Below are 20,917 nucleotides of genomic sequence, written 5' to 3' on the forward strand. Positions count from 1 at the left end.
GGCTGTCTTTTCAGCGGCGACTTTGCTGCCACGCCGCCGCCAACCCGCTGCAACAGATCACCGCAATCCCGATCATCGTCAACAGACTCGGCGTGTGGTTGAACAGCAGCCAGCCCAACAACCCCGCAAACACAATCTGGCAATAACCGAACGGCGCCAGCAACGCCGGCGCGGCATGGCGGAACGCCTGAGTCAGAAACAAATGCGCGGTCATCCCGCAACTGCCCAGTGCCAGCATCAGCCCGGCGTGAGTCAGCGTCGGCACCTGCCAGAAGAACGGCACCAGCGCACTCATCACCAACGTGTTGCACAACCCGGCAAAGAAGTTGCTGGTGGTCGGGCTGTCGACTTCGGCGAGCTTGCGAGTCAGCAGTTGGTAGAAGCAGAAAAACAGTGCCGAGCAGAAGGGCAGCAACACCGCCGGCGTGAACAGTTCACCGCCCGGGTGGACGATGATCAGCACACCGATAAAGCCGCAAATCACCGCAATCCATTGGCCGCGCGTCACCCGCTCCTTCAGCAGTGGTACCGACAACGCCGTCACCAAAACCGGCGCCAGAAAGTTAACCGCCGTGGCTTCCGCCAGCGGGATGTACAAAAGTGCCGTGGTGAAGAACAGACTCGTGCCAAGCAGACACAGTGCGCGGGTCAACTGCCATAAAGGCTTTTTGGTGCGCAGGACACGCAACCCGGAACGCGGCAGAAAAATCCCCGCCATCAACAAGGTGTGCACGACATACCGCGCCCACACCACCATCACGATCGGATAGAACCCCGACAGATACTTCGACAGTGCGTCATGGCTGGAGAACAGGAAGGTCGCCACGACAATCAGCAAGATCCCCTTGAAGGGTTGGTTGACTCCGGAAAGTGGGGTGCTGACAGTCATTGGCTATCTCTGAAGAAAACAAGCTGAGGAAAAAAGCCTCAAGCAACAATCTAGAACCTGGTTCCAGATTACGACACCCGACAACCATAAAAGTGTGCGAACAGCGCACAGTTTTACAAGCGAGCAGGTGCAGAGGGCCCAAGTAAACTCAAGTTAAACGAACAGCTCCGAAGCCAGACTCGCCGCCGACAACTCTTCAGTGAATTTCAACAGCAACGGCGCCAGTTCGTGCAGCCTCGCCCCCGGCATCCGCGCACTCGGCCCGGCGATGCTCAGCACACCGATCACCCGTCCATCAGCGGGATGGCGCACAACCGCCGCAATTGCCGCAGTCCCCACCGCCGAACTTTCTTCGACGCAAGCATACCCTTGCTCCCGGGCGACCCGCAGACGCTCGAGCAATTCGATATTGGAGCGCGGCGCATTCGGCCCGATATCCGCCGGCACCTCGGCGCCCTGGCGTTCAACCAGCGACAACGCCTCAGCATCGCTCATGCACGCCAGCCACGCATGGCCCGACGCGGTGTAGAACAGCGGCGCATCGCGGCCCATGTCCGGGTCGTAACGCAAACCGCTGCGCGCGCCCTGAGCCTTGGCGATCCAGGTCTGGCGCTCGCCATCGATAACCCCAAGTCGAATTAACTCGCCGGTTTCCTGAGCCAAGCGGTCAAGCACCGGTTGCACGATATCGGCGCCGCTGCTCGACAGGTAACGAAACCCCATCGCCACCAGTTTGGTCGACAAGTGATACCGCAGGGTCTCCGGGTTCTGCCTTACATAACCCAGTCGGGTCAGCTCGGCGAGCAAGCGGTGAGTCGCACTTTTCGGGATGTCGATCTGCTCGGCGAGCGTTTGCAGCGCTAAACCGCGCGGCTCACTGGTGAGGTTTTCCAGCACGCTGAAAACCCTTTCGATCTGACTGCCGGCCATGATGAGATCCCACTGAAATTTGGCAGATTCTAAAATACATTCAGCACAACGCAAAATCTGGAACCATCTGATAATTTCACAAAAACCTTTATGGAATGGAATTCACCGAACGCTACAGGTTCTTACCCGTCAACCTGCCTGACGGCGTACGAATAGACGGACGACCGGACTGGCGCCACACTCACACACCAGCAACACTCATCACCACGATTAGAAAGAGGATTCCCACATGCTATGGAAAAAAGGCCGACGCAGTGACAACGTCGTCGATGCCCGTGGTGATGATGCTGGCGGTGGCGGCGGCATGCGCTTTGGTGGCGGCAAGGGGCTTAGCATCGGGGCCATCCTGTTGATCGTCGGCATTGGCTGGATCACCGGCCAGGATCCATTGCAGATCCTCGGGCAACTCACCGGGCAGATGACCGAGCAATCGGCACCCACCTCGCAAACCCGCCAGGCGCCGCCGGCCAATGATGAGCAGGCAGAGTTTGTCCGCTCGATCCTTGGCGACACCGAAGACACCTGGGGCGCGATTTTCCAGCAGGCCGACCGGCAATATAAGGACCCGACCCTGGTGCTGTTCAGCAATCGGGTCAACTCGGCGTGTGGTCTGGCCACCTCGGCCACCGGGCCGTTTTACTGCCCGGCGGATCAGAAGGTTTATCTGGACATGGCGTTCTTCCAGGAGATGTCGCAACGCTTCAAGGCGGCCGGCGACTTCGCCCAGGCCTACGTGATCGCGCACGAAGTCGGACACCATGTGCAGACGCTTCTCGGTGTCTCGGCGAAAATTCAGACAGCCCGCCAGCAAGGTCGGCAGATGGAAGGTGACGGTGGCTTGCTGGTACGTCAGGAGTTGCAGGCCGATTGCCTTGCCGGCGTCTGGGCCTACAGCGCACAGAAGCGTTTGAACTGGCTGGAACCCGGCGATATAGAAGAAGCCTTGAACGCCGCCAACGCCATCGGTGATGATCGCCTGCAACAACAGGGTCAGGGCCGTGTGGTGCCGGACTCGTTTACCCACGGTACGTCGGCGCAAAGGGTGCGCTGGTTCAAAACCGGATTCGCGCAGGGCCAGGTCGGCCAGTGCGACACCTTCGCGGCGAAAAACCTGTAAATGCATAAATGGCTTTTGGCTTTACTGATCTTTGGCAGCACAGCGCAAGCGGCCGGTGTCGACGCGATCAGCTCCGGGCGCCTGCAACTGAAGGCCGGGGAAATGGCGGTGGGCATAGGACCTGCGCCAGAGAAAATCGAGCGCGTGCTGATCGTCATTCACGGTCGCCTGCGCAACGCCGAGACGTATCGCAAGAGCGCCGAAAGCGCCGCCGAGATGGCCGGCCAAACCGCACACACACTGGTGATCGCGCCGCAGTTTCTCAATGAAAGTGATGTGGCCCTGTACTCGTTGCCCGCCACGGTGTTGCGCTGGAAAGGCAACGAGTGGATGGGTGGCGGTTTTTCAACAGGGCCGAATCCGTTGAGCTCCTACGCGGCACTGGACGAAATCGTCGCCCGAGTCACCGATCGCAAGCAGTTTCCGGACGTGAAGCAGATAGTGATTTTCGGCCACTCCGGTGGCGGCCAAGTAGTGCAACGTTATGCCCTGCTCGCCAAGGATCAGCCGGCACTGAAGGCCAACGGCATCCGCCTGCGTTACGTGGTGGCCAATCCTTCTTCCTACGCGTATTTCAATGAGCAGCGGCCCGTGGCGTTCGATCACGCCAAGTGCATGGGTTTCAATCGCTGGAAGTACGGTCTGTCAGACATGCCGGTGTACGCCGGTGGGCAAACGCCGTTGCAGCTTGAAAGCAGTTACATCAAACGCGAGGTGATTTATCTGCTCGGGCAGCAAGACATCGACCCGCAGCACCCGGCGCTGGACAAGGGCTGTGAGGCTGAGGCGCAAGGGGCTTATCGTTTGATACGCGGCAAACTGTTTTTCGGCTATTTGCTGCGCCGTCACCCGGAAGGAGTGAATCAGCGGCTGGTGGAAGTGCCCGGGGTCGGGCATAACGGCGATGGGATGTTGACGTCGCCGGAGGGGCAGAAAGCGTTGTTCGAATAGAAGCAAAAGCAAAGATCGCAGCCTTCGGCAGCTCCTACAGGGGATTGCAATAGCAACTGTAGGAGCTGCCGAAGGTTGCGATCTTTTGATCTTAGGCCAACAGCATCCGCCGCAACTCGACACAATCCTGCGCATGCCAATCCGTCAGCTCCGGCCACGGGTTATCCGGCAGATTCACCAACACCGTCCGCGCGCCCGCCGCTCGCCCGCAATCCAGATCAAAGCGGTAATCGCCGACCATCACCATCTCGCTGGCCGGTACCGCCCAGGCTTCTGCCAACTTGAGCAAACCACCCGGATGCGGCTTGGGCGGCGCTTCATCACGGCCCAGTACATCTTCCACCGCAAAGCAGTCGGCCAGGCCAATCGCTTCGAGCGTCACATGCGCCAACTCCCGCGCATTGCGGGTAAGAATGCCGAGGCGATAACCGCGCGAATGCAGATCACGCACCAGTTCCACCGCCCCGGTGGCCGGCGTCGAGCCGAGCGCCAGATCGCGCTCGTGCTCCAGCAACCACGCATGTTTCTCTGCTGATTCACCCGCCGGCAACGCGGCAAGATGGGTGAGGATGTCGTCCTCCGGCGGAATCGCCAACGCCACACGAATCGCCGCGAAGTCATGCACGGCGACCGTCAGGGTGCCATCCATGTCGAACACCCAGTGCTTCACATCGGCCAGGCTCATGCCCAATCCTTGCGATGACGGATCAAGCCTTCCTGGGTCACCGACGCCACCAGTTGCCCGGCGCGGTTGAACACGCTGCCACGGGAGAACCCGCGAGAATTGCCGGCCCACGGACTGTCCATCGCGTAAAGCAACCAGTCATCGGCGCGCAGATCGTTGTGGAACCACAGCGCGTGATCGAGGCTGGCGACCTGCATGTCTTTCTGCCAGACCGATTTGCCGTGGGGCAGCATCGAAGTGGTCAGCAGGCCGAAGTCCGAGGCGTAGGCCAGCAGGTATTTGTGCAGCGCCGGAATGTCGGCCAGTGCGCCGTCGGCGCGGAACCACACGTACTTGATCGGATCCGCCGGTTGCGGGTTGTACGGGTCTTTTTCGGTGACTGGGCGCACTTCGATCGGCTTCGGGCACAGCAGTTTTTCGCGCATGTGTTCCGGGATCAGTTGCGCGCGTTGCTGGAAGAGTTCCAGTTCCGACGGCAGGTTTTCCGGGCCGACCACTTGTGGCATCTGAGTCTGATGCACGAAGCCTTCTTCGTCATACTGAAACGAAGCGCTGCAGGTGAAGATCGGATGGCCCTTCTGGATTGCCGTGACGCGACGGGTGCTGAAGCTGCCGCCATCGCGCACGCGGTCAACCGAGTACACCACCGGCAACTTGGCGTCGCCCGGACGCAGGAAATAACCGTGCATCGAATGCACATGGCGCGCCTCTTCAACCGTCTGACTGGCCGCCGACAGCGACTGACCGAGCACCTGACCGCCGAACAACTGACGGAAACCCAAGTCCTGGCTGCGACCACGGAACAGGTTTTCTTCGATCGGTTCCAGGGTCAGCAAATCGACCAGATCTTCCAACACTTGGCTCATTCAGACTCTCCTCACACAAAGCAATGCCGCGCAGTCTTGGCTGCGGCGGGCGATTCAGGTACTGGCACGGGCCAATGATATGGCGGCCATTGTAAACGTCCGTGTCAGCTTATCCATGCAAGGTTTGCAGCCACTGCTCCCGGGTAATCCGATACAGCACATGTCTTCTTAACGGGTGATCGACGGCAAGCTTGGGGTGATCAAAGTCATCGGCCGGCGCGTGATGCATGCCGATCGCCTGCATGACTTTCTCCGAAGGCAGATTTGATTGCGCAGTGAACGACACGATTTCCTTCAGGGCCAATCGATCAAACCCGCAACGCAGAGCGGTCCAAGCCGCTTCACTGGCGTAACCCAGGCCCCAATGCTCCTTCGCCAGACGCCAGCCAATCTCCACCGCCGGGGTGAACGGCGCGTCGAAACCGACCACGCCAAGCCCGGTGAAACCGATGAATTCGCCGCTGTCCTTGCGCTCCAGCGCCCACAAGCCGTAGCCGTGTTCGGCAAAATGTCCGCGCACGCGACCGATCAACGCGGCACTTTCCAGCCGGCTCAACGGCTCCGGAAAATAGCGCATCACCTGAGGATCGGCACACATCGCCGCAAATTCCGGCAAATCCTCATCCTGCCACTGACGCATCAGCAACCGTGCGCTTTCCAGTTCCAGTATCGGCTCCATCGTGCCCCTCCGTTTCCATGCCGCAAGTCTACATCGCTGGTAGGATCCTTCACTCTTTCCTACACGTCTGACAGAAATCGCCATGCCACTGCCGCTGATCTACCACGACGACTACAGCCCGGAGTTTCCTGCGGATCACCGCTTTCCCATGGACAAGTTTCGTCTTCTGCGCGATCACCTGGTCGACAGCGGCTTGACCCGTGACGCCGATCTGCTGCGCCCCGAAATCTGCCCCAACGACATCCTCGCCCTGGCCCATGACCGTAGCTATATCGAACGCTACATGAGCGGCGAGTTGTCCCGCGAAGACCAGCGGCGTCTTGGCCTGCCATGGAACGAAGCGCTGGCCCGACGCACGGTGCGCGCGGTGGGTGGTTCGATACTGGCGGCGGAAAAAGCCCTGGAGCATGGGTTGGCTTGCCACTTGGCCGGCGGCACCCATCACGCCCACTACGACTACCCGGCGGGGTTCTGCATCTTCAATGACCTGGCGATCATCAGCCAATATCTGCTGCAGAGCGGCCGGGTGAGCCGTGTGTTGATCTTCGATTGCGACGTGCATCAGGGCGACGGCACGGCGCGGATTCTGCACAACACCCCGGAGGCGATTACCGTTTCCCTGCACTGCGAGAAGAATTTTCCTGCACGCAAAGCGGAAAGTGACTGGGACATTCCATTGCCCAAAGGCATGGGCGATGCCGATTATTTGAAGGTCGTGGACGACACACTCAATTATCTGCTGCCCCTGTATCAACCGGATCTGGTGCTGTACGACGCCGGCGTCGATGTGCACAAGGACGACGCCCTCGGTTATCTGCAACTGACCGATGAAGGCGTCGCTGCCCGGGACGAAAGCGTGATGCGCCATTGCCTGGGCCGCGACATCCCGGTGATGGGCGTGATCGGCGGTGGTTACAGCAAGGACCGCCACGCCCTCGCCCGCCGCCACGGCATTCTTCACCACAGCGCGCAGCGCGTCTGGCAGTCACACGGCTGTCATTGAGCTGTGCTGCGTTACCCACAATGGCTGTGGAACGGCCTGTGGATAACCTGAGTGAAAGGGGCTGCAGCCCATACCGAACATGGCGCGCAGCGCGGCGGTTAATTTTTAACCAACCGCTACAAAGATCCCGACTGTTAGAATGCGCGCCTTATCCCGCCATACCGCAGCGCACGCCATGACCCAGAACTCCGCCCCCTCCTCCGCTCACGTCGCCATCATCGGCGGTGGCCCCGCCGGCCTGATGGCCGCCGAAGTGCTGAGCCAGGCCGGAGTCCGCGTCGATCTCTACGACGGCATGCCTTCGGTAGGCCGCAAGTTCCTGCTGGCCGGGGTCGGCGGCATGAACATCACCCACTCCGAAGCCTACCCGGCGTTCCTCTCGCGCTACGCCGAACGCGCGCCGCACATCGCTCCGCTGCTGCGCGGTTTTGATGCCGATGCGCTGTGCCGCTGGATTCATGAGCTGGGCATCGAAACCTTTATCGGCAGCTCTGGCCGCGTGTTCCCCACCGACATGAAAGCCGCCCCTTTGCTGCGCGCCTGGCTCAAGCGTCTGCGCGACAGTGGCGTAGTTATCCACACCCGCCATCGCTGGCTCGGCTGGGATGAACAAGGTGCGTTGCGCATCGACAGCCCGGAAGGCGAGAAATCCATCAACCCCGACGCCACCCTGCTCGCCCTCGGCGGCGGCAGTTGGTCGCGGCTGGGTTCGGACGGCGCGTGGATGTTGCCGCTGGAGCAGCGCGGTGTAGGACTGGCGCCGTTGCAGCCAAGTAATTGCGGCTTTGAAGTGCAGGCCTGGAGCGAATTACTCGTCAGCAAATTCGCCGGCGCGCCGCTGAAAAATATCGCCATCGGCCTGAACGAGGATGCGCCGCGCTTGGGCGAATGCGTGATCACGGCGACCGGGATTGAGGGCAGTTTGATCTACGCGTTGTCGGCACCGATCCGCGAGGCAATCAACCAGCACGGCTCAGCCACCATTCATATCGACCTGCTGCCGGGCCGACCTGTGGATAAATTGCAGGCAGCATTGAGCAAACCGCGCGGCTCGCGCTCGATGGCCAAGCACTTGCACAGTCAGGTGGGGATTGATGGGGTAAAAGCCGCGCTATTACGTGAATTGACGGACGCTGCGACCTTTGCCGACCCGGCACTGCTGGCCCGAGCGATAAAAGCGCTACCGCTGACGCTGGTGAAAACTCGGCCACTGGACGAAGCGATCAGCAGTGCCGGGGGCGTGACGTTCGAAGCGATGGACGAGCGGCTGATGCTCAAGGCGTTGCCGGGGGTGTTCTGCGCAGGTGAGATGCTCGATTGGGAGGCGCCGACGGGGGGCTATTTGCTGACGGGGTGTTTTGCCAGTGGCCGGGCGGCGGGGTTCGGGATGCTGGAGTGGCTTCGGCACAAAACCCTGTAGGAGCTGTCGAGTGAAACGAGGCTGCGATCTTTTGACCTTTAAAAACAAGATCAAAAGATCGCAGCGTGCCGCAGCTCCTACCTGGATAGCGCGCCTTCAGCAGAGGGTTATGGCTTACGCTTACGCGGCCCGGTGTTGAACACCGGCACTTTACGCACAGGCTTGATCGATGGCTCCGGCGCCTGCGTCTCACCGCTGTCCACCCACTTGCCCAGATTGCGCTTGCCGCCACCGCCGGACGTTTTCGGCTTTTTAGGTTTCTTCGGCTTCTTGATCACCTGACCGCTGGCATCGGTATCCGGCACGCGGTGCTCAGGCTCGAAGTCCGGTTCGTTCTGACGCTTCAACGTCTGACGCGTGAGCATCTCGATCGCCGAGAGCATGTTCACCTCATCGGCACACACCAGCGAGATCGCCTCGCCCGTCGCACCCGCACGGCCAGTGCGGCCGATCCGGTGAATGTAATCTTCGGCCACGATCGGCAGGTCGAAGTTGACCACCAGCGGCAAATCTTCGATGTCCAGACCACGGGCCGCCACGTCGGTGGCCACCAGAATCTGCACTTCGCTGAGTTTGAAACGATCCAGCGCACGCTGGCGTGTCGCTTGCGGCTTGTCGCCATGGATGCCATCGGCGTTGATGCCCAGACCCTGGAGTTTTTCCACCAGCGCATCCACGCCGTTGCGGGTCTTGGCGAATACCAGCACCTGCTTCCACTTGCCTTTGCGCATCAGGTGCACGAACAGTTCGGCCTTGCGCTTCTTGTCCACCGTCACGATCCACTGCTTGACGGTGTTGGCGGCAACGTTGCGCGGGCTGACTTCGATGCTCAGCGGGTCGTTGAGCATTTGCCCGGCCAGCAGGCGAATGTCATCGGAGAAAGTCGCGGAGAACAGCAGGGTCTGGCGCTTTTTCGGCAGCATACGGTAAATGTTCGCCAGTTCTTCGGAGAAGCCCAGGTCGAGCATACGATCGGCTTCATCCAGCACCAGGGTTTGCAACTGATCGAGTTTCAGCGCGTTCTGGCGGAACAGGTCGATCAGGCGACCAGGCGTGGCGACAAGCACATCGACGCCGCCGCGCAGCTTCATCATTTGTGGGTTGATGCTGACGCCGCCGTAAACCGCATAAGTGCGCAGCGGCAGGTTTTCGGCGTACTGGCGCACGGACTCATGAACCTGCTCGGCCAGCTCGCGGGTCGGCACCAGAATCAGCGCACGCGCCGAATTGGCAGCGACTTTCGGCCCTTCCATGGCCAGCAACTGCAACAGCGGCAAAGCGAAACCGGCGGTTTTGCCGGTACCGGTCTGGGCCGCTGCCATCAGGTCGCGACCGGCCAGAACGGCCGGGATGGCTTGCGCCTGCACCGGCGTCGGGGTCTGGTAGCCGAGCGTCTCGAGGGAGCGCAGCAAGGGTTCGATCAGGCCAAGGGAGGCGAAAGTCATGGGAGTACCGTAGGAAAATTCAGCGCAGTTGTGCGACACGAGTGTGCAATGGCGCGCAGTTTACCCTAATTCGCGCGCTGTTCCGTCGGAACGGCCGTCGGCACGTCTACCGGCGGCTGTGCCGGACGACGCCACTGCGGCAGACCGATCAGCACCACGGCACTGATGATCACCAGCATCGCCAGCGCTTCTTCAATGCCGATGGTCTCGCCGACAAACACGATCCCCAGCAACACCGCCACCGCCGGATTGACGTAGGCATAACTGGTGGCCGCCGCCGGACGCACATGCTTGAGCAGGTACATGTAGGAATTGAAGGCGATGATCGAGCCAAAGAAGATCAGATACGCCAGCGCCAACCAGCCTTCCATCGGCGGCACGGCTTGCAAGCGTTCACCACTCACCGCACTGCCGATCAGCAGGACAACACCGCCAACGAGCATTTCCACAGCACTGGCCATCGCGCCCTGCGGTAACGGCAGGTGCCTGCTCCACACCGAACCGAACGCCCAGGTGGCCGCCGCGAAAATCAGCAAAGCAGCGCCCAAGGGACTCGATTGCAGGTTGGAACCCATGTTGAGCATGGCAATGCCGACAATCCCCAGCGCCACCCCGGCCCATTCGAGACGAGTATTACGCGCGCCCCAGAAATAACCGCAGAGCAACGTAAACAGCGGCACCGTCGCCACCGCCAATGCCGCCACACCAGAAGCCACCCCCGTGTGCTCCGCCACACTCACCGCACCGTTACCAAAACTCAGCAGCAAAATCCCGATGATCCCCGCCGCTTTCCACTGCGCCCACGTCGGCGCCGGTGCCCCGCGCCAGCGCAGGAACGCGTACATCAACGTGCCAGCAATGATGAAGCGCACTCCGCCAAGCATCAGCGGTGGCCAATATTCAACGCCGATGCGAATCACCAGATAGGTCGAACCCCAAATCACATACAACGCAAAAAACGCGGCGATCAGCGGCAAGGAAAAACGGCGCAAGGCAGGCATGGGCAGCTCGACAGTCTGTGTCAGGAGTTTGGTTATTCTAGAAAGGCCAGCGGGCAAAAATAAGTTACAAAACCTGTTTATCAGGCCAGTACACTTTTGAAATCACGGAGATCTGCGGAATAAACCACGATTTCGAAAGACTGACACTTTCAGGAGTTAAGCCTTGGATAAATACGACCGCATGCTGCTCAGCGCCCTGCTCGAAAACGGCCGGGCGTCCTACGCCGACCTGGCGCGCAAAGTAAACCTCTCCGCCCCCGCCGTGGCCGAGCGCGTGGCCAAGCTTGAGGCATCGGGCGTGATCACCGGCTACGAAGCGAAAATCGACCTGTCGAAAATCGGTCTGCCGATCCAGTGTGTGATCGAACTGCGCCTGCATCAAAACGGCAGCCAGAAGGTGTACGACGAATTGGTCAAAATTCCGCAACTGACCGAGTGCTTTCGCGTGACGGGCGATCCGTGCGTGATCATGAAGGCCGCAGTGGGATCGATGCCGGAGTTGGAGGAGTTGATCAACCGGGTGGCGAAGTTCGGGTTCAGCAAGACATCGATTGTGTTGTCGAGCGCCATCGAGAAGCGCGTGCCGCTGGGGCATATCGAAGGCAACGGCAAGTCTTGAGGCAATGATGTCCACTGCGGGAGCGGGCTTGCCCGCGAAGAGGGAGTGTCAGACAACACCTTTCTGAATGACACACCGCATTCGCGAGTAAGTCCGCTAGCGAGAGGCCTTCAACCCTGGCTACGACTTTCCTGAGTCAGCAAGTGCGGCATATCTCGCATGCGCATCCATGGCTCATTGCGCCAATGCAGAAGTCTCAACGTTTCCCCTGCGCACATCATCAAACGCAGATGCGGATCTGAAACTGACTCCGAGCCCTGACGAAGCATCGGCACGACCTCATGGGTCAGCCAACGACGCAAATGACGGTTCTCCGGGGAGTAGTGGTAAACCAGCATTGCGTAAACGCCGGACTCACTCAACATCAAGGTCTCTTGAACACCATCGCTTCCCGACAGATACATTATCCGCCGCTGATCTTCATCAAGCTTCAGAACTTGTCGCCCATTGATTTCCAACCCCATGAGACGACCAAAATCACGGGCACAGAACCAGGCTTCGCCATGTACCAGAGCGGCTTGCAACTGGATGTGATGGCGGATGAAGGTTTGGGGTTTTACGAGTGACTCACGGCTGAATGACGAGCCGGCGTTTTTTGGAGCGTTGGTAGCTACTTTGATCATGGCAAATCACCTAACGAATGTTGGAGCCGCTAGCATCACTTGCAGATGATGGGTGGCGGCTGTGCGCGGGTCTGCAAGACCGAGTCGTTAGGCAACCTCGGCAGACCCGAAGGTCTCCCGCACACAGCCACCATAAAATCGTTGGTCGCCATAAGAGCGACGCGATTATAGGTGCACCGGTCAGTGCCTAACAAATTATCGGCGGGCTTGCAGTCCCGATCGCTGAATTTTCAGCGACGAAAAGAGGTTAGCGGTGGGGCTATCAGAGCTCAAGACAGATAATCCCTAAACTTCAGTAGGATGCTTCGTCGAACTCTACACACCACTAAACAACCCGGTTCGCGAGTTTTTGAAAGCAACGGCAAATAGTCCAGGCCAACACAAATCCACTGTAGGAGCGAGCCTGCTCGCGATGGCGATGTGTCAGTCAACATTGCTGGCGACTGATGCGCCGCCATCGCGAGCAGGCTCAGTCCTACAAGGGTTCTTGTTGATTTCGGGATCAGCGATAGCGCTGCAGATGCTCGCCAACTTTCGCAGCCGGCACTTTCTGCAATTTGCACAGCAGGTCATGGTTCAACTCGCGCACGCCATGCTTGTGGCGCAACTCATCAGCCAGATACGCCATCAAGTTTGCCGCCATTTCCGCATCCGCCATCGCGCGGTGAGCCTGACCGCTGTGCGGCAGGCGAGCGAACGTGGTGAGGGTGCCGAGTTTGTGATTCGGCGCGGCCGGCATCAACCGGCGGGCCAGCAGTAGTGAGCAGGCAAAATTCTGGAGACGGGTGCGTTTGATCCGCCCCAGTTCAAAATCCCAGAACTTCTGGTCGAACGAAGCGTTGTGTGCGACCAGTGGCGTGCAGCCGACAAACTCGTTGACCTCGTTCATCACCTGTTCCGCCGAGGGCGCGGTGCGCAGCATGGCGTTGCTGATGCCGGTCAGTTGTTCGATGAACGCGGGGACGCGCACGCCGGCGTTCATGAGACTCTGGTAACGCTCGACGATGCGGCCGTTTTCCAGCATGACCACGGCGATTTCCGTGGCGCGGCAGCTGCTGTTCGGCGAGAGGCCGGTGGTTTCAAAGTCGATGACTGCAATGCGTTCCAAACCGGGTTCAACTCCGTTCAAATCAATTCTTCAGTAGCCGCTCAATTCTTCAGAAGCAGCGCGCCTTCGATCGGCACGTAGCGGCTGGCAGCGCGGATCAGCGAGTTGGCGGTCAGGCCCGGGACGCCATAGGCCACCGCTTGCACGCCGTGCTTGTTGATGATGCGTTCGAGCAGCATGTCGAAATCGCCATCACCGGAGGCCAGGACGATTTCGTCAACGTGGTCGGCGGCGTCCATGATGTCGAGGGTGATGCCCACGTCCCAGTCGCCCTTGGCCGAGCCGTCGCTGCGCTGGATGTATGGCTTGAGCTTCACGATGAAGCCGAGGTTGCGCAGGATCTGCTGGAATTGCTGTTGCTTGCTGTCGCCACGGTCGATGGCGTAGGCGTAGGCCTCGACGATCTGCCCGTCCTTGCTGATGTCGGCCCACAGCGCGGCGTAGTTGAAGTGGCAACCATAGGCCTGACGCACGGTGTAGTAGAGGTTCTGCACGTCGGCGAACACTGCGATTTTTTTCACCGGAGTTCCTGTGAGCGCGCGAGCGCACGAAGCGGGATCAGGCGCCAGGCCCGAAAAAGGCGCTCAGTATGCCAGCCCGAAGGAAGGTTCCGCGAATAATCGCCCGCAGGCGCAAGGGTGCTACTGACGAGTGGTGAATGTGGCGAGGGGATTTATCCCCGCTGGGCAGCGTAGCGGCCCCGGTTTTTTGGGCCTGCTGCGCAGTCCATCGGGGATAAATCCCCTCACCACAGTTCGATGTCAACCTGGAAGGTTTGGGTCAGACGAAGGAATCGTCGTCATTGAAGAACGATGAGTTGTCATCGCTGTAGTCGGTATCAGTAAAGCCGCTCTGGTCGTTGCCGGCCATGCGCTGGTCATCGCCCCAGCCGTTGTTGCTTTGGTCTGCAACCTGCGCCGGTTCTTCCTTGATCACTTCAACAATCTCTTCCGGTTGCTGATTGTGATGGAACAGGCTGCTGATACCCTGCGCCAGCATCACGCCACCCGCCACACCAGCGGCAGTTTTCAGCGCGCCACCGAGGAAGCTGCTGCCCGCCGCCGGAGCAGCCTGTTGCGCGTAGTTGGGCGGCGGTGCGCCGAAGTTCTGTTGTGGCGCGGGAGCGTTGAAGTTCTGCTGCGGTGCCGGTTCGCGCCAGCCGCCCGTCGATGCCGGGGCATTCTGTGTTTGCGCAGGACGCGAGCTGCCGCCGCCAAAGATGCTCGACAGAAACCCACCGCCACCGCTGGGTGCCGGCGCAGCACTCTGCGCCTTGGCCGATTGCAGCTCGGCCTGCAAACGCTGGACTTGCTGGGTCAGTTGTTTGTTCTGCTCGTCGAGGCTTTTGAGCGCCGCCTCTTGCACCAGAATCGCCTGGGTCATGAAATAGCCTGCCGACGGCTGGCGTGTCAGGTGTTCCTTGATCCGCGTCTCGGCCTGGGCATCGCGCGGGGCTGCCTCCGTTTCGGCCTGTTGCAGCCGGGAAAACAGTCCATCGATCAGGGTTTGCTCTTCGCTGTTCATGGCGACCTCGTAGATTGCCGGGGATAACATTGCCCTCGCCCACTTTGGACAAGGTGCTCTCCCGTAATGGAGACAGTGACAGGATGTTTCAACGACCTTTACCGAATGTTTACGTTTGCGTCCGCCCGCACATCATCGGTTAAAGTGAGCCACTGTTTTCGACCTGCGATACCGACTGATGAATGCCTTCGAAGTGCTGCGCGACTCTCTGTATTTTTTCAAACGCCATTTGGTCAGCATCGTGCAGTTGTGCCTGCCGCTGGTGATCGTCGAAGCGCTGTTGCAACAAGTGGTAGATCACGCCAGCGACCCGGACAGTTTTTCGGCGTCCAGCATCATTGTCGGCCTGCTGATCTATCCGCTGTACACCGCCGCACTGATTCTGTTTCTCGACGCCCGTACCCGTGGCGAAGCCCCGCGCAATCTTGACCTGCTGGCGATGGCCGCACGGTTGTGGCCGCGTTTCGCCCTGCTCACGGCGCTCAACACGTTGCTGATCCTGCTGGGACTGTCGCTGTATTTTCTGCCGGGCCTGATGCTGATGGTGATGCTGGCGTTCGGCGAATATCTGCTGGTGCTGCGCGGCCTCAATCCGCTGCATGCGATGAAAGAAAGCCTGCGTCTGACACGCGGGCATTTCTGGCGGATTCTGCTGTGCATTCTTTGCGTGATGACGCCGTTGTGGTTGCTCAAAGGCGCAACGCTGGCGGTCTATCCAGAACCGCAGAACACGGCCATCACTGTGTTGATCGACAGCGCTCACGGCTTCCTGCAACTGTTCACCAGCGTGGTGCTGTTCCGTCTGTTCATGCTGATCAGCGAATTGCCTGACAAAAGAGACAGAGCGGTCTGACTGCTCTGGCCTTAGGTTTAAGACTCGCCCTCAGGTATGCTCGGGGCCACTTTCTGTAACGCTAAAAGCCGAGCCATGACCCGTCTACTGCGCTACACCCTGTTGCTCGTTGTGCTCGCCATCGCCGTGATTGGCGGGCTGATGTTCAGCTTGACCTGGCGTCCCGAACCCCGTGAAACCCTGCCGGTCAGTTGCACCGCAACCGCGCCGACGCTGGTGCCCGGGCAGGCACTGAAAGTCATGACCTGGAACGTGCAGTACCTGGCCGGCAAGCGTTATGTGTTCTGGAATGACCTGGCCGGGGGCGACGATGAAGCGCCGACGCTGGAAGACATGGCCTTCAGTCTCGATGAAGTGGCGCGGGTAATTCGCGATGAACAGCCCGACGTGGTGCTGTTGCAGGAGCTGGATGACGGCGCCAAGGCCAGCGATTATCAGGATCAACTCAAATTGCTGCAGGAGCGAGTCGCCGATCTGTACCCGTGTAGCGCCAGCGCCTTTGACTGGAAAGCCGATTTCGTCCCTGAACCGCACATCTTCGGCAGCGTTGGCCGGCAACTGGCGACGCTGAGCCGTTATCGCATCGAACACGCCGAGCGCCTGCAATTACCGGTCGCTTCGAGCAACTTCATCAGCCGCCAGTTCCAGCCCAAAGACGCCCTGCTCGCGACCAAGCTGCCGCTGAGCGATGGCGGGCAACTGACCGTGTTCAACACGCATCTGGAGCGCGCCAGCCAACCGGATGAGACTTTGCAGGCGCAAGTCACGGCGGTGGCCAAGGTGCTCGACAAGTATGAAAGCCAAGGTCTGCCGTGGTTGATCGGCGGCGATTTCAATCTGCTGCCGCTCGGTCAATATCGCCGTTTGCCAGCCGAGCAGCGCACGGCCTACTCCGCCGACAGCGAATTGCATCTGTTGTGGGACAAGTACCCGATGATCCCGACCAACAACGAGGCCAGCGGCATCGACCGCGCGCAGTGGCTGACCCACTACCCCAATGACCCCGGCCTCAATGGTCCGGATCGCACGGTCGACTATCTGTTCTACAGCCCGAAGATCAAACGGGTCGAAGCGATGGTGCGCCAGGACGATACGCTTCGGATTTCCGATCACTTGCCGGTCATTGCGCGGTTCCTGCTGCCGGTTGCGCCGTAGCAACAACTCTACGCCACGAACGATGCTCGGGCATTCGAATCAAACGCACGGAAGACCCATGAAAATTTTAATTGTATGCAAGGACATCGGCGGCTACGCACGCAAACTGGCTGAGCATTTGATGATCGATAACGACGTGTGCTTCATCGATACCTCGTCGATGTCGGACAGGTTTGATCGAGCCCCGAAGATCATTCGACGTCCGCTGAAACGCTGGGCCCAATGGCGGCATGTGAAAAAGACCCTTCGGGCGGCAGGGCGGTTTGACGCTGCCCTTATCATTAATCCGGCGCAAATCGACCCACAGCAATTGGCGGCTGGACTCAAGGCTTCCGATCGCAAGATCGCCTACCTTTACGACAGTTTCAGTCGCTGGCCGATGACCCGGGAAGAACTGGCTGATTATGACGAGGTGTTTTCATTCGACCCGCAGAATGCCGAGAGTTACGGCCTGAAAAAGCTCTACAACTTTATCTATGAAGACTACGTTGCAGACGGTGAACCGGGCGAATACTCGGCTTTCGTAGTGATGGCCGGCAAGGACCGCGTGCCGGCGCTCGAAGGCCTGGCGCGGGAATTTGATCGGCTCGGCGTTACCGATTACAAGTTTCTGGTGCAGTGCAAACCGATTCCGGGTGCTCATCCCGGTATCACTTTTTTCGAGCAGAGAATGTCGCTGGAATCCGTAGGTGAGTTAGTCAAACGCTCCAGGATCATTCTGGACATTTCCAAGCCCGGCCAGGCCGGTTTGAGCTTCCGATTCTTTGAAGCCATGGCATCGCGAAAAAAAGTGATCACCACCAACAAAAGCGTTGTCGATTATGACTTCTACAACCCGGCTAACATCCTGGTCATTGATGAGGCCAACCCGCTGATTCCGGAGCATTTCATCACGAGCCCGTATGTGGACGTCCCTGTGCAGATCTATGAAAAGTACACGTTGCAGGGTTGGACCAGGACGGTGTTTTCGCTTCAATAAAACGCTGCGCGCTCAGGGTTTTCGCGGTTTGATCCGTGCGGTGGCCTCGGCCACCAACGGATCATCCGGCCAGTAATGCTTTGGATATCGCCCCTTCAAATCCTTCTTCACTTCGGCATAGGTGCTGCGCCAGAAGTTGGCCAGATCCTGCGTCACCTGCACCGGCCGGCGCGCCGGGGATAAAAGATGCAGTTTGACCACTTGCCGGCCGCCAGCAATACGCGGAGTCTCTGCCAGGCCGAACAGCTCCTGCAAACGCACCGCGAGAATCGGCGGAAACTCGCTGTAATCCAGACGAATCGACGACCCCGACGGCACGCTCAGATGATGCGGCGCCAGCTCATCGAGACGTTGCGGCAGTGGCCATGGCAGTAGATTGCGCACGATGCTCGACAGATCCAGATTGGCGAAGTGACTGAGCCGCGAGACCTTGCCCAGATATGGCATCAGCCAGTCTTCGAGGGTGTTCAGCAGTGTCGCGTCGCTGACATCCGGCCACTGGCTTTCGTCCTGAGTATTGAGCTCCAACTGCCGCAACAACGCGACACGCGCCTGCCACTGACGCAGTTCCGGCGTCCACGGCAGCAGCTCCAGGCCTTTGCGCCGCACCAGATTGACCAGCGCCTGACTGCGCGCGGCTTCATCGAGGCCAGTCAACGGTTCACGACTCAGGATCAGTTCGCCTACCTTTCGCTGACGTTCAGCGCGCAACACGCCTTCGCGCTCGTCCCAATCCAGTTGATCGACGTTGCGTACCTGCTCGGCGAGCACCGAATCGAACAGCGCCGGATCGAAATCCGCCGCCAGATAAATTCGTTCTTCGCGCTGACCCTGTCGGCTGCCGAGGTCGGCGATGACGATCCACGGTTCTTTCATCAGGCTGTCGGCCTCGGCGAACAGCGCGGCGCGACCGTTGGCCAGTCGGTATTCGGCGCCTCCGGCACGACGTTGTTGGGCGACGCGATCCGGGTAGGCCAGCGCCAGTAATGCGCCGAGCCAGCGCGGGTGATCCGGATCGCTGACCGGCTCGCTCGCCTTGCCGCGTAAGTAAACGCGATACTGCCGCGCCAGTTGTCGGGCACGTTGCACGCCGCCCTGAGCGCCGCGTGCCGCGCGTTCTTCGCCAGACAACAGCACCAGACGACTGTGCAAATCCGCCCCGGCGCCGCGCAAGATGTCGCGCTCGCCAAGCAACGCGGCGACATCGCAGGCCATGTTGGCCAGGCCCAACGCCTGCCCGCGCAGCAACAAATGGCCGATACGCGGATGCGCTGGCAATTCGGCCATGGCCTGGCCATGGGAGGTCAGCGCTTCACCTTCCAGTGCGCCGAGTCGCTGCAACAATTCCTGCGCCTGTGCATAAGCTGCCGTTGGCGGAACATCGAGCCAGACCAGCTCGCCCGGCGTCACCCCCCAGCGCCCCAATTGCAGCGCCAGGCTGGCCAGATCTGCCGACAGAATTTCCGCACTGCCATAAGCGGCCAGTTGCTCGTGCTGATCCTGCGACCACAACCGATAACACACACCCGGCTCCAGTCGCCCTGCCCGCCCCGCGCGCTGCGTGGCGCTGGCCTTGGAAATGCGTTGAGTGTCGAGACGGGTCATGCCGCTGCCCGGATCGAAACGCGGCACCCGCGCGAGCCCGGCATCGATCACCACGCGCACGCCGTTGATGGTCAAACTGGTCTCGGCGATATTGGTGGCCAGCACCACTTTGCGCTGCCCGGCCGGTGCCGGGTCGATAGCGGCGCGTTGGGCGTTGAGATCGAGTTCACCGTGCAACGGGCAGAGCAGCACGTCGCTGCGCTCGCCGATGGCGTCGGCCAATTGTTGATGGACGCGACGGATTTCCGCCTGCCCCGGCAGGAACACCAACAGGCTGCCGGTTTCATCGTGCAGGGCTTCAAGGATGGTGGCGGTCACGCGCTGATCGATGTACTCGCCGGGCTGAAACGGCCGGCCCCAGCGCATGGTCACTGGATACATACGCCCCTCGCTGCGCAGGATCGGCGCGTCATCGAGCAACCCGGCCAGGCGTTCGCCCTCAAGGGTGGCCGACATCAGCAAAATCTTCAGCGGCTGTTCAGCTCGAAACAGCTCGCGACCGTTCAAACTCAGGGCCAGCGCCAGATCGGCGTCGAGGCTGCGTTCGTGAAACTCATCGAAGATCAGCAGGCCCACGCCTTCCAGCGCCGGGTCGTCCTGCAAACGGCGGGTGAGAATGCCTTCGGTGACCACTTCGATACGGGTGTTGGGGCCGACCTTGCTGTCGAGACGAATGCGATAGCCAACGGTTTCACCGACCTTTTCGCCCAGTTCGCTGGCCAGTCGCTCAGCCGCCGCACGCGCGGCGAGGCGGCGCGGCTCCAGCATCAGAATGGTTTGCCCGTTCAGCCACGCTTCGTTGAGCAAGGCCAAAGGCACGCGGGTAGTTTTACCGGCGCCGGGCGGTGCTTCAAGCACGGCTTCGTGGCGTGTCGCCAACGCTTCACGCAAGGCGGGTAAAACTTCGTCGATCGGCAAAGAAATCATGCTGGCTCCCAAACAGAGCGGCGAGTATAACGGCGAACTGCCAAGCGTTCGTCAGGGTCTTAACTTCACAAGACGAAGCTTCGTTATCAGATGACTCAGGAGATATTTCCCATGCGTTTACCCTTTCGCCTGATCGGCGGTGTACTGGTCGCCACCCTGCTCACCCAAATCACCGCGTGCGGCTCGATTTTCTACCCGGATCGTCGCGGCCAGATCGACGGCAAGATCGACCCGGCGATTGCCGTGCTCGATGCCGTGGGTCTGCTGTTCTATGTCATTCCCGGTCTGATCGCATTTGCAGTCGACTTCGCCACCGGCGCGATCTATTTCGAACCGGGGCACACCGCGCAAGTCGATCCGGCCAAGCTCAAGCAAGCCATCGGCCCGGACGGTCAGGTCGATAACCTGAAGTTGCAGGCTATTCTCGAATCTGAGCTGGGCCGCAATCTGCCGCTGGATGATCCACGCCTGATCCAGCACAAGGGCAGCACTCAACAACTGGCAATGTTCGGCCTGCAACCTGCCGCATAAGGAATCA

General features: G+C 60.1%; 21 protein-coding genes. 9 read left to right on the top strand and 12 right to left on the bottom strand.

The genetic code is table 11. The annotated features are described in order from the left end of the window. Positions 1-10 precede the first annotated feature (10 nt). Together ACA043_RS25585 and ACA043_RS25590 are read right to left on the bottom strand one after the other, a co-directional pair. Entirely contained in the window at positions 11-889 is an 879-nt protein-coding gene (locus ACA043_RS25585) for a DMT family transporter (RefSeq protein ID WP_187680931.1), read from the bottom strand. A gap of 153 nt (positions 890-1,042) precedes the next feature. Further along, complete coding sequence (locus ACA043_RS25590) at positions 1,043-1,819, bottom strand: IclR family transcriptional regulator (protein WP_489879949.1); 777 nt, start codon at positions 1,817-1,819, stop codon at positions 1,043-1,045. A gap of 229 nt (positions 1,820-2,048) precedes the next feature. Here ACA043_RS25590 and ypfJ point away from each other — a divergent pair, with 229 nt between their 5' ends. Together ypfJ and ACA043_RS25600 are read left to right on the top strand one after the other, a co-directional pair. Continuing rightward, the gene (ypfJ, locus tag ACA043_RS25595) at positions 2,049-2,936 is read left to right on the top strand and encodes a KPN_02809 family neutral zinc metallopeptidase (protein ID WP_187680933.1); all 888 of its coding nucleotides are present in this window, start codon (positions 2,049-2,051) and stop codon (positions 2,934-2,936) included. Further along, positions 2,937-3,887, top strand: coding sequence for an alpha/beta hydrolase family protein (locus ACA043_RS25600; protein ID WP_401267307.1), 951 nt, complete (start codon positions 2,937-2,939; stop codon positions 3,885-3,887). 91 nt (positions 3,888-3,978) lie between these two features. Here ACA043_RS25600 and ACA043_RS25605 read toward each other — a convergent pair whose 3' ends face one another. The 3 genes from ACA043_RS25605 to ACA043_RS25615 form a co-directional block, all read right to left on the bottom strand. Then, positions 3,979-4,572 carry an HAD family hydrolase gene (locus ACA043_RS25605; RefSeq protein WP_497658141.1) on the bottom strand — a complete coding sequence of 198 codons (594 nt, stop codon included), beginning with the start codon at positions 4,570-4,572 and terminating at the stop codon, positions 3,979-3,981. Beyond that, positions 4,569-5,438 carry an acyl-CoA thioesterase II gene (gene tesB / locus ACA043_RS25610; RefSeq protein WP_187680936.1) on the bottom strand — a complete coding sequence of 290 codons (870 nt, stop codon included), beginning with the start codon at positions 5,436-5,438 and terminating at the stop codon, positions 4,569-4,571. Before tesB ends, ACA043_RS25605 begins: the two co-directional genes overlap by 4 nt. Before the next feature lie 109 nt (positions 5,439-5,547). Beyond that, complete coding sequence (locus tag ACA043_RS25615; protein ID WP_187680937.1) at positions 5,548-6,117, bottom strand: GNAT family N-acetyltransferase; 570 nt, start codon at positions 6,115-6,117, stop codon at positions 5,548-5,550. Positions 6,118-6,199: 82 nt separating this feature from the next. Here ACA043_RS25615 and ACA043_RS25620 point away from each other — a divergent pair, with 82 nt between their 5' ends. Next, positions 6,200-7,120, top strand: a complete 921-nt coding sequence (locus tag ACA043_RS25620; protein WP_497658142.1) for a histone deacetylase family protein — start codon at positions 6,200-6,202, stop codon at positions 7,118-7,120. 175 nt (positions 7,121-7,295) lie between these two features. Then, positions 7,296-8,540 carry a TIGR03862 family flavoprotein gene (locus ACA043_RS25625; RefSeq protein WP_497658143.1) on the top strand — a complete coding sequence of 415 codons (1,245 nt, stop codon included), beginning with the start codon at positions 7,296-7,298 and terminating at the stop codon, positions 8,538-8,540. A gap of 107 nt (positions 8,541-8,647) precedes the next feature. On the opposite strand, the gene rhlE1 is transcribed toward ACA043_RS25625, so the two are convergent. Beyond that, on the bottom strand, positions 8,648-9,985 hold the full coding sequence (gene rhlE1 / locus ACA043_RS25630) for an RNA helicase RhlE1 (RefSeq protein ID WP_497658144.1): 1,338 nt from the start codon (positions 9,983-9,985) through the stop codon (positions 8,648-8,650). A 65-nt stretch (positions 9,986-10,050) separates the two neighbouring features. Beyond that, the gene (yedA, locus tag ACA043_RS25635) at positions 10,051-10,986 is read right to left on the bottom strand and encodes a drug/metabolite exporter YedA (RefSeq protein WP_305439938.1); all 936 of its coding nucleotides are present in this window, start codon (positions 10,984-10,986) and stop codon (positions 10,051-10,053) included. Between the two features lie 163 nt (positions 10,987-11,149). Here yedA and ACA043_RS25640 point away from each other — a divergent pair, with 163 nt between their 5' ends. Then, the gene (locus tag ACA043_RS25640; RefSeq protein ID WP_187680942.1) at positions 11,150-11,605 is read left to right on the top strand and encodes an Lrp/AsnC family transcriptional regulator; all 456 of its coding nucleotides are present in this window, start codon (positions 11,150-11,152) and stop codon (positions 11,603-11,605) included. 110 nt (positions 11,606-11,715) lie between these two features. On the opposite strand, the gene ACA043_RS25645 is transcribed toward ACA043_RS25640, so the two are convergent. The 4 genes from ACA043_RS25645 to ACA043_RS25660 form a co-directional block, all read right to left on the bottom strand. Further along, entirely contained in the window at positions 11,716-12,228 is a 513-nt protein-coding gene (locus tag ACA043_RS25645; RefSeq protein WP_497658145.1) for a BRO-N domain-containing protein, read from the bottom strand. Positions 12,229-12,730: 502 nt separating this feature from the next. Next, positions 12,731-13,336, bottom strand: coding sequence for a 3'-5' exonuclease (locus ACA043_RS25650; RefSeq protein WP_497658146.1), 606 nt, complete (start codon positions 13,334-13,336; stop codon positions 12,731-12,733). Between the two features lie 41 nt (positions 13,337-13,377). Beyond that, entirely contained in the window at positions 13,378-13,857 is a 480-nt protein-coding gene (locus ACA043_RS25655; RefSeq protein WP_221730158.1) for a LabA-like NYN domain-containing protein, read from the bottom strand. Between the two features lie 259 nt (positions 13,858-14,116). Further along, the gene (locus ACA043_RS25660; protein WP_497658147.1) at positions 14,117-14,860 is read right to left on the bottom strand and encodes a DUF2076 domain-containing protein; all 744 of its coding nucleotides are present in this window, start codon (positions 14,858-14,860) and stop codon (positions 14,117-14,119) included. A gap of 178 nt (positions 14,861-15,038) precedes the next feature. On the opposite strand from ACA043_RS25660, the gene ACA043_RS25665 reads away from it, so the two are divergent. The 3 genes from ACA043_RS25665 (at position 15,039) to ACA043_RS25675 (ending at position 17,847) form a co-directional block, all read left to right on the top strand. Then, a complete protein-coding gene (locus tag ACA043_RS25665; RefSeq protein ID WP_187680945.1) occupies positions 15,039-15,713 on the top strand; it encodes a YciC family protein in 675 nt (224 codons plus the stop codon). 75 nt (positions 15,714-15,788) lie between these two features. Next, positions 15,789-16,868 carry an endonuclease/exonuclease/phosphatase family protein gene (locus tag ACA043_RS25670; RefSeq protein ID WP_489879939.1) on the top strand — a complete coding sequence of 360 codons (1,080 nt, stop codon included), beginning with the start codon at positions 15,789-15,791 and terminating at the stop codon, positions 16,866-16,868. Between the two features lie 58 nt (positions 16,869-16,926). Continuing rightward, positions 16,927-17,847: a WaaS/CpsH family glycosyltransferase gene (locus ACA043_RS25675; RefSeq protein ID WP_497659680.1), complete on the top strand. Its 921-nt coding sequence runs from the start codon at positions 16,927-16,929 to the stop codon at positions 17,845-17,847. Between the two features lie 12 nt (positions 17,848-17,859). Here the strand turns inward: ACA043_RS25675 and hrpB are convergent, their stop codons facing one another. Then, entirely contained in the window at positions 17,860-20,379 is a 2,520-nt protein-coding gene (gene hrpB, locus ACA043_RS25680) for an ATP-dependent helicase HrpB (protein WP_497658148.1), read from the bottom strand. Positions 20,380-20,490: 111 nt separating this feature from the next. Here hrpB and pmcY point away from each other — a divergent pair, with 111 nt between their 5' ends. After that, on the top strand, positions 20,491-20,910 hold the full coding sequence (pmcY, locus tag ACA043_RS25685; RefSeq protein ID WP_401267333.1) for a periplasmic Zn2+ metallochaperone PmcY: 420 nt from the start codon (positions 20,491-20,493) through the stop codon (positions 20,908-20,910). Positions 20,911-20,917 lie beyond the last annotated feature (7 nt).

The sequence above is a fragment of the Pseudomonas sp. LBUM1648 genome (genome assembly GCF_059716145.1).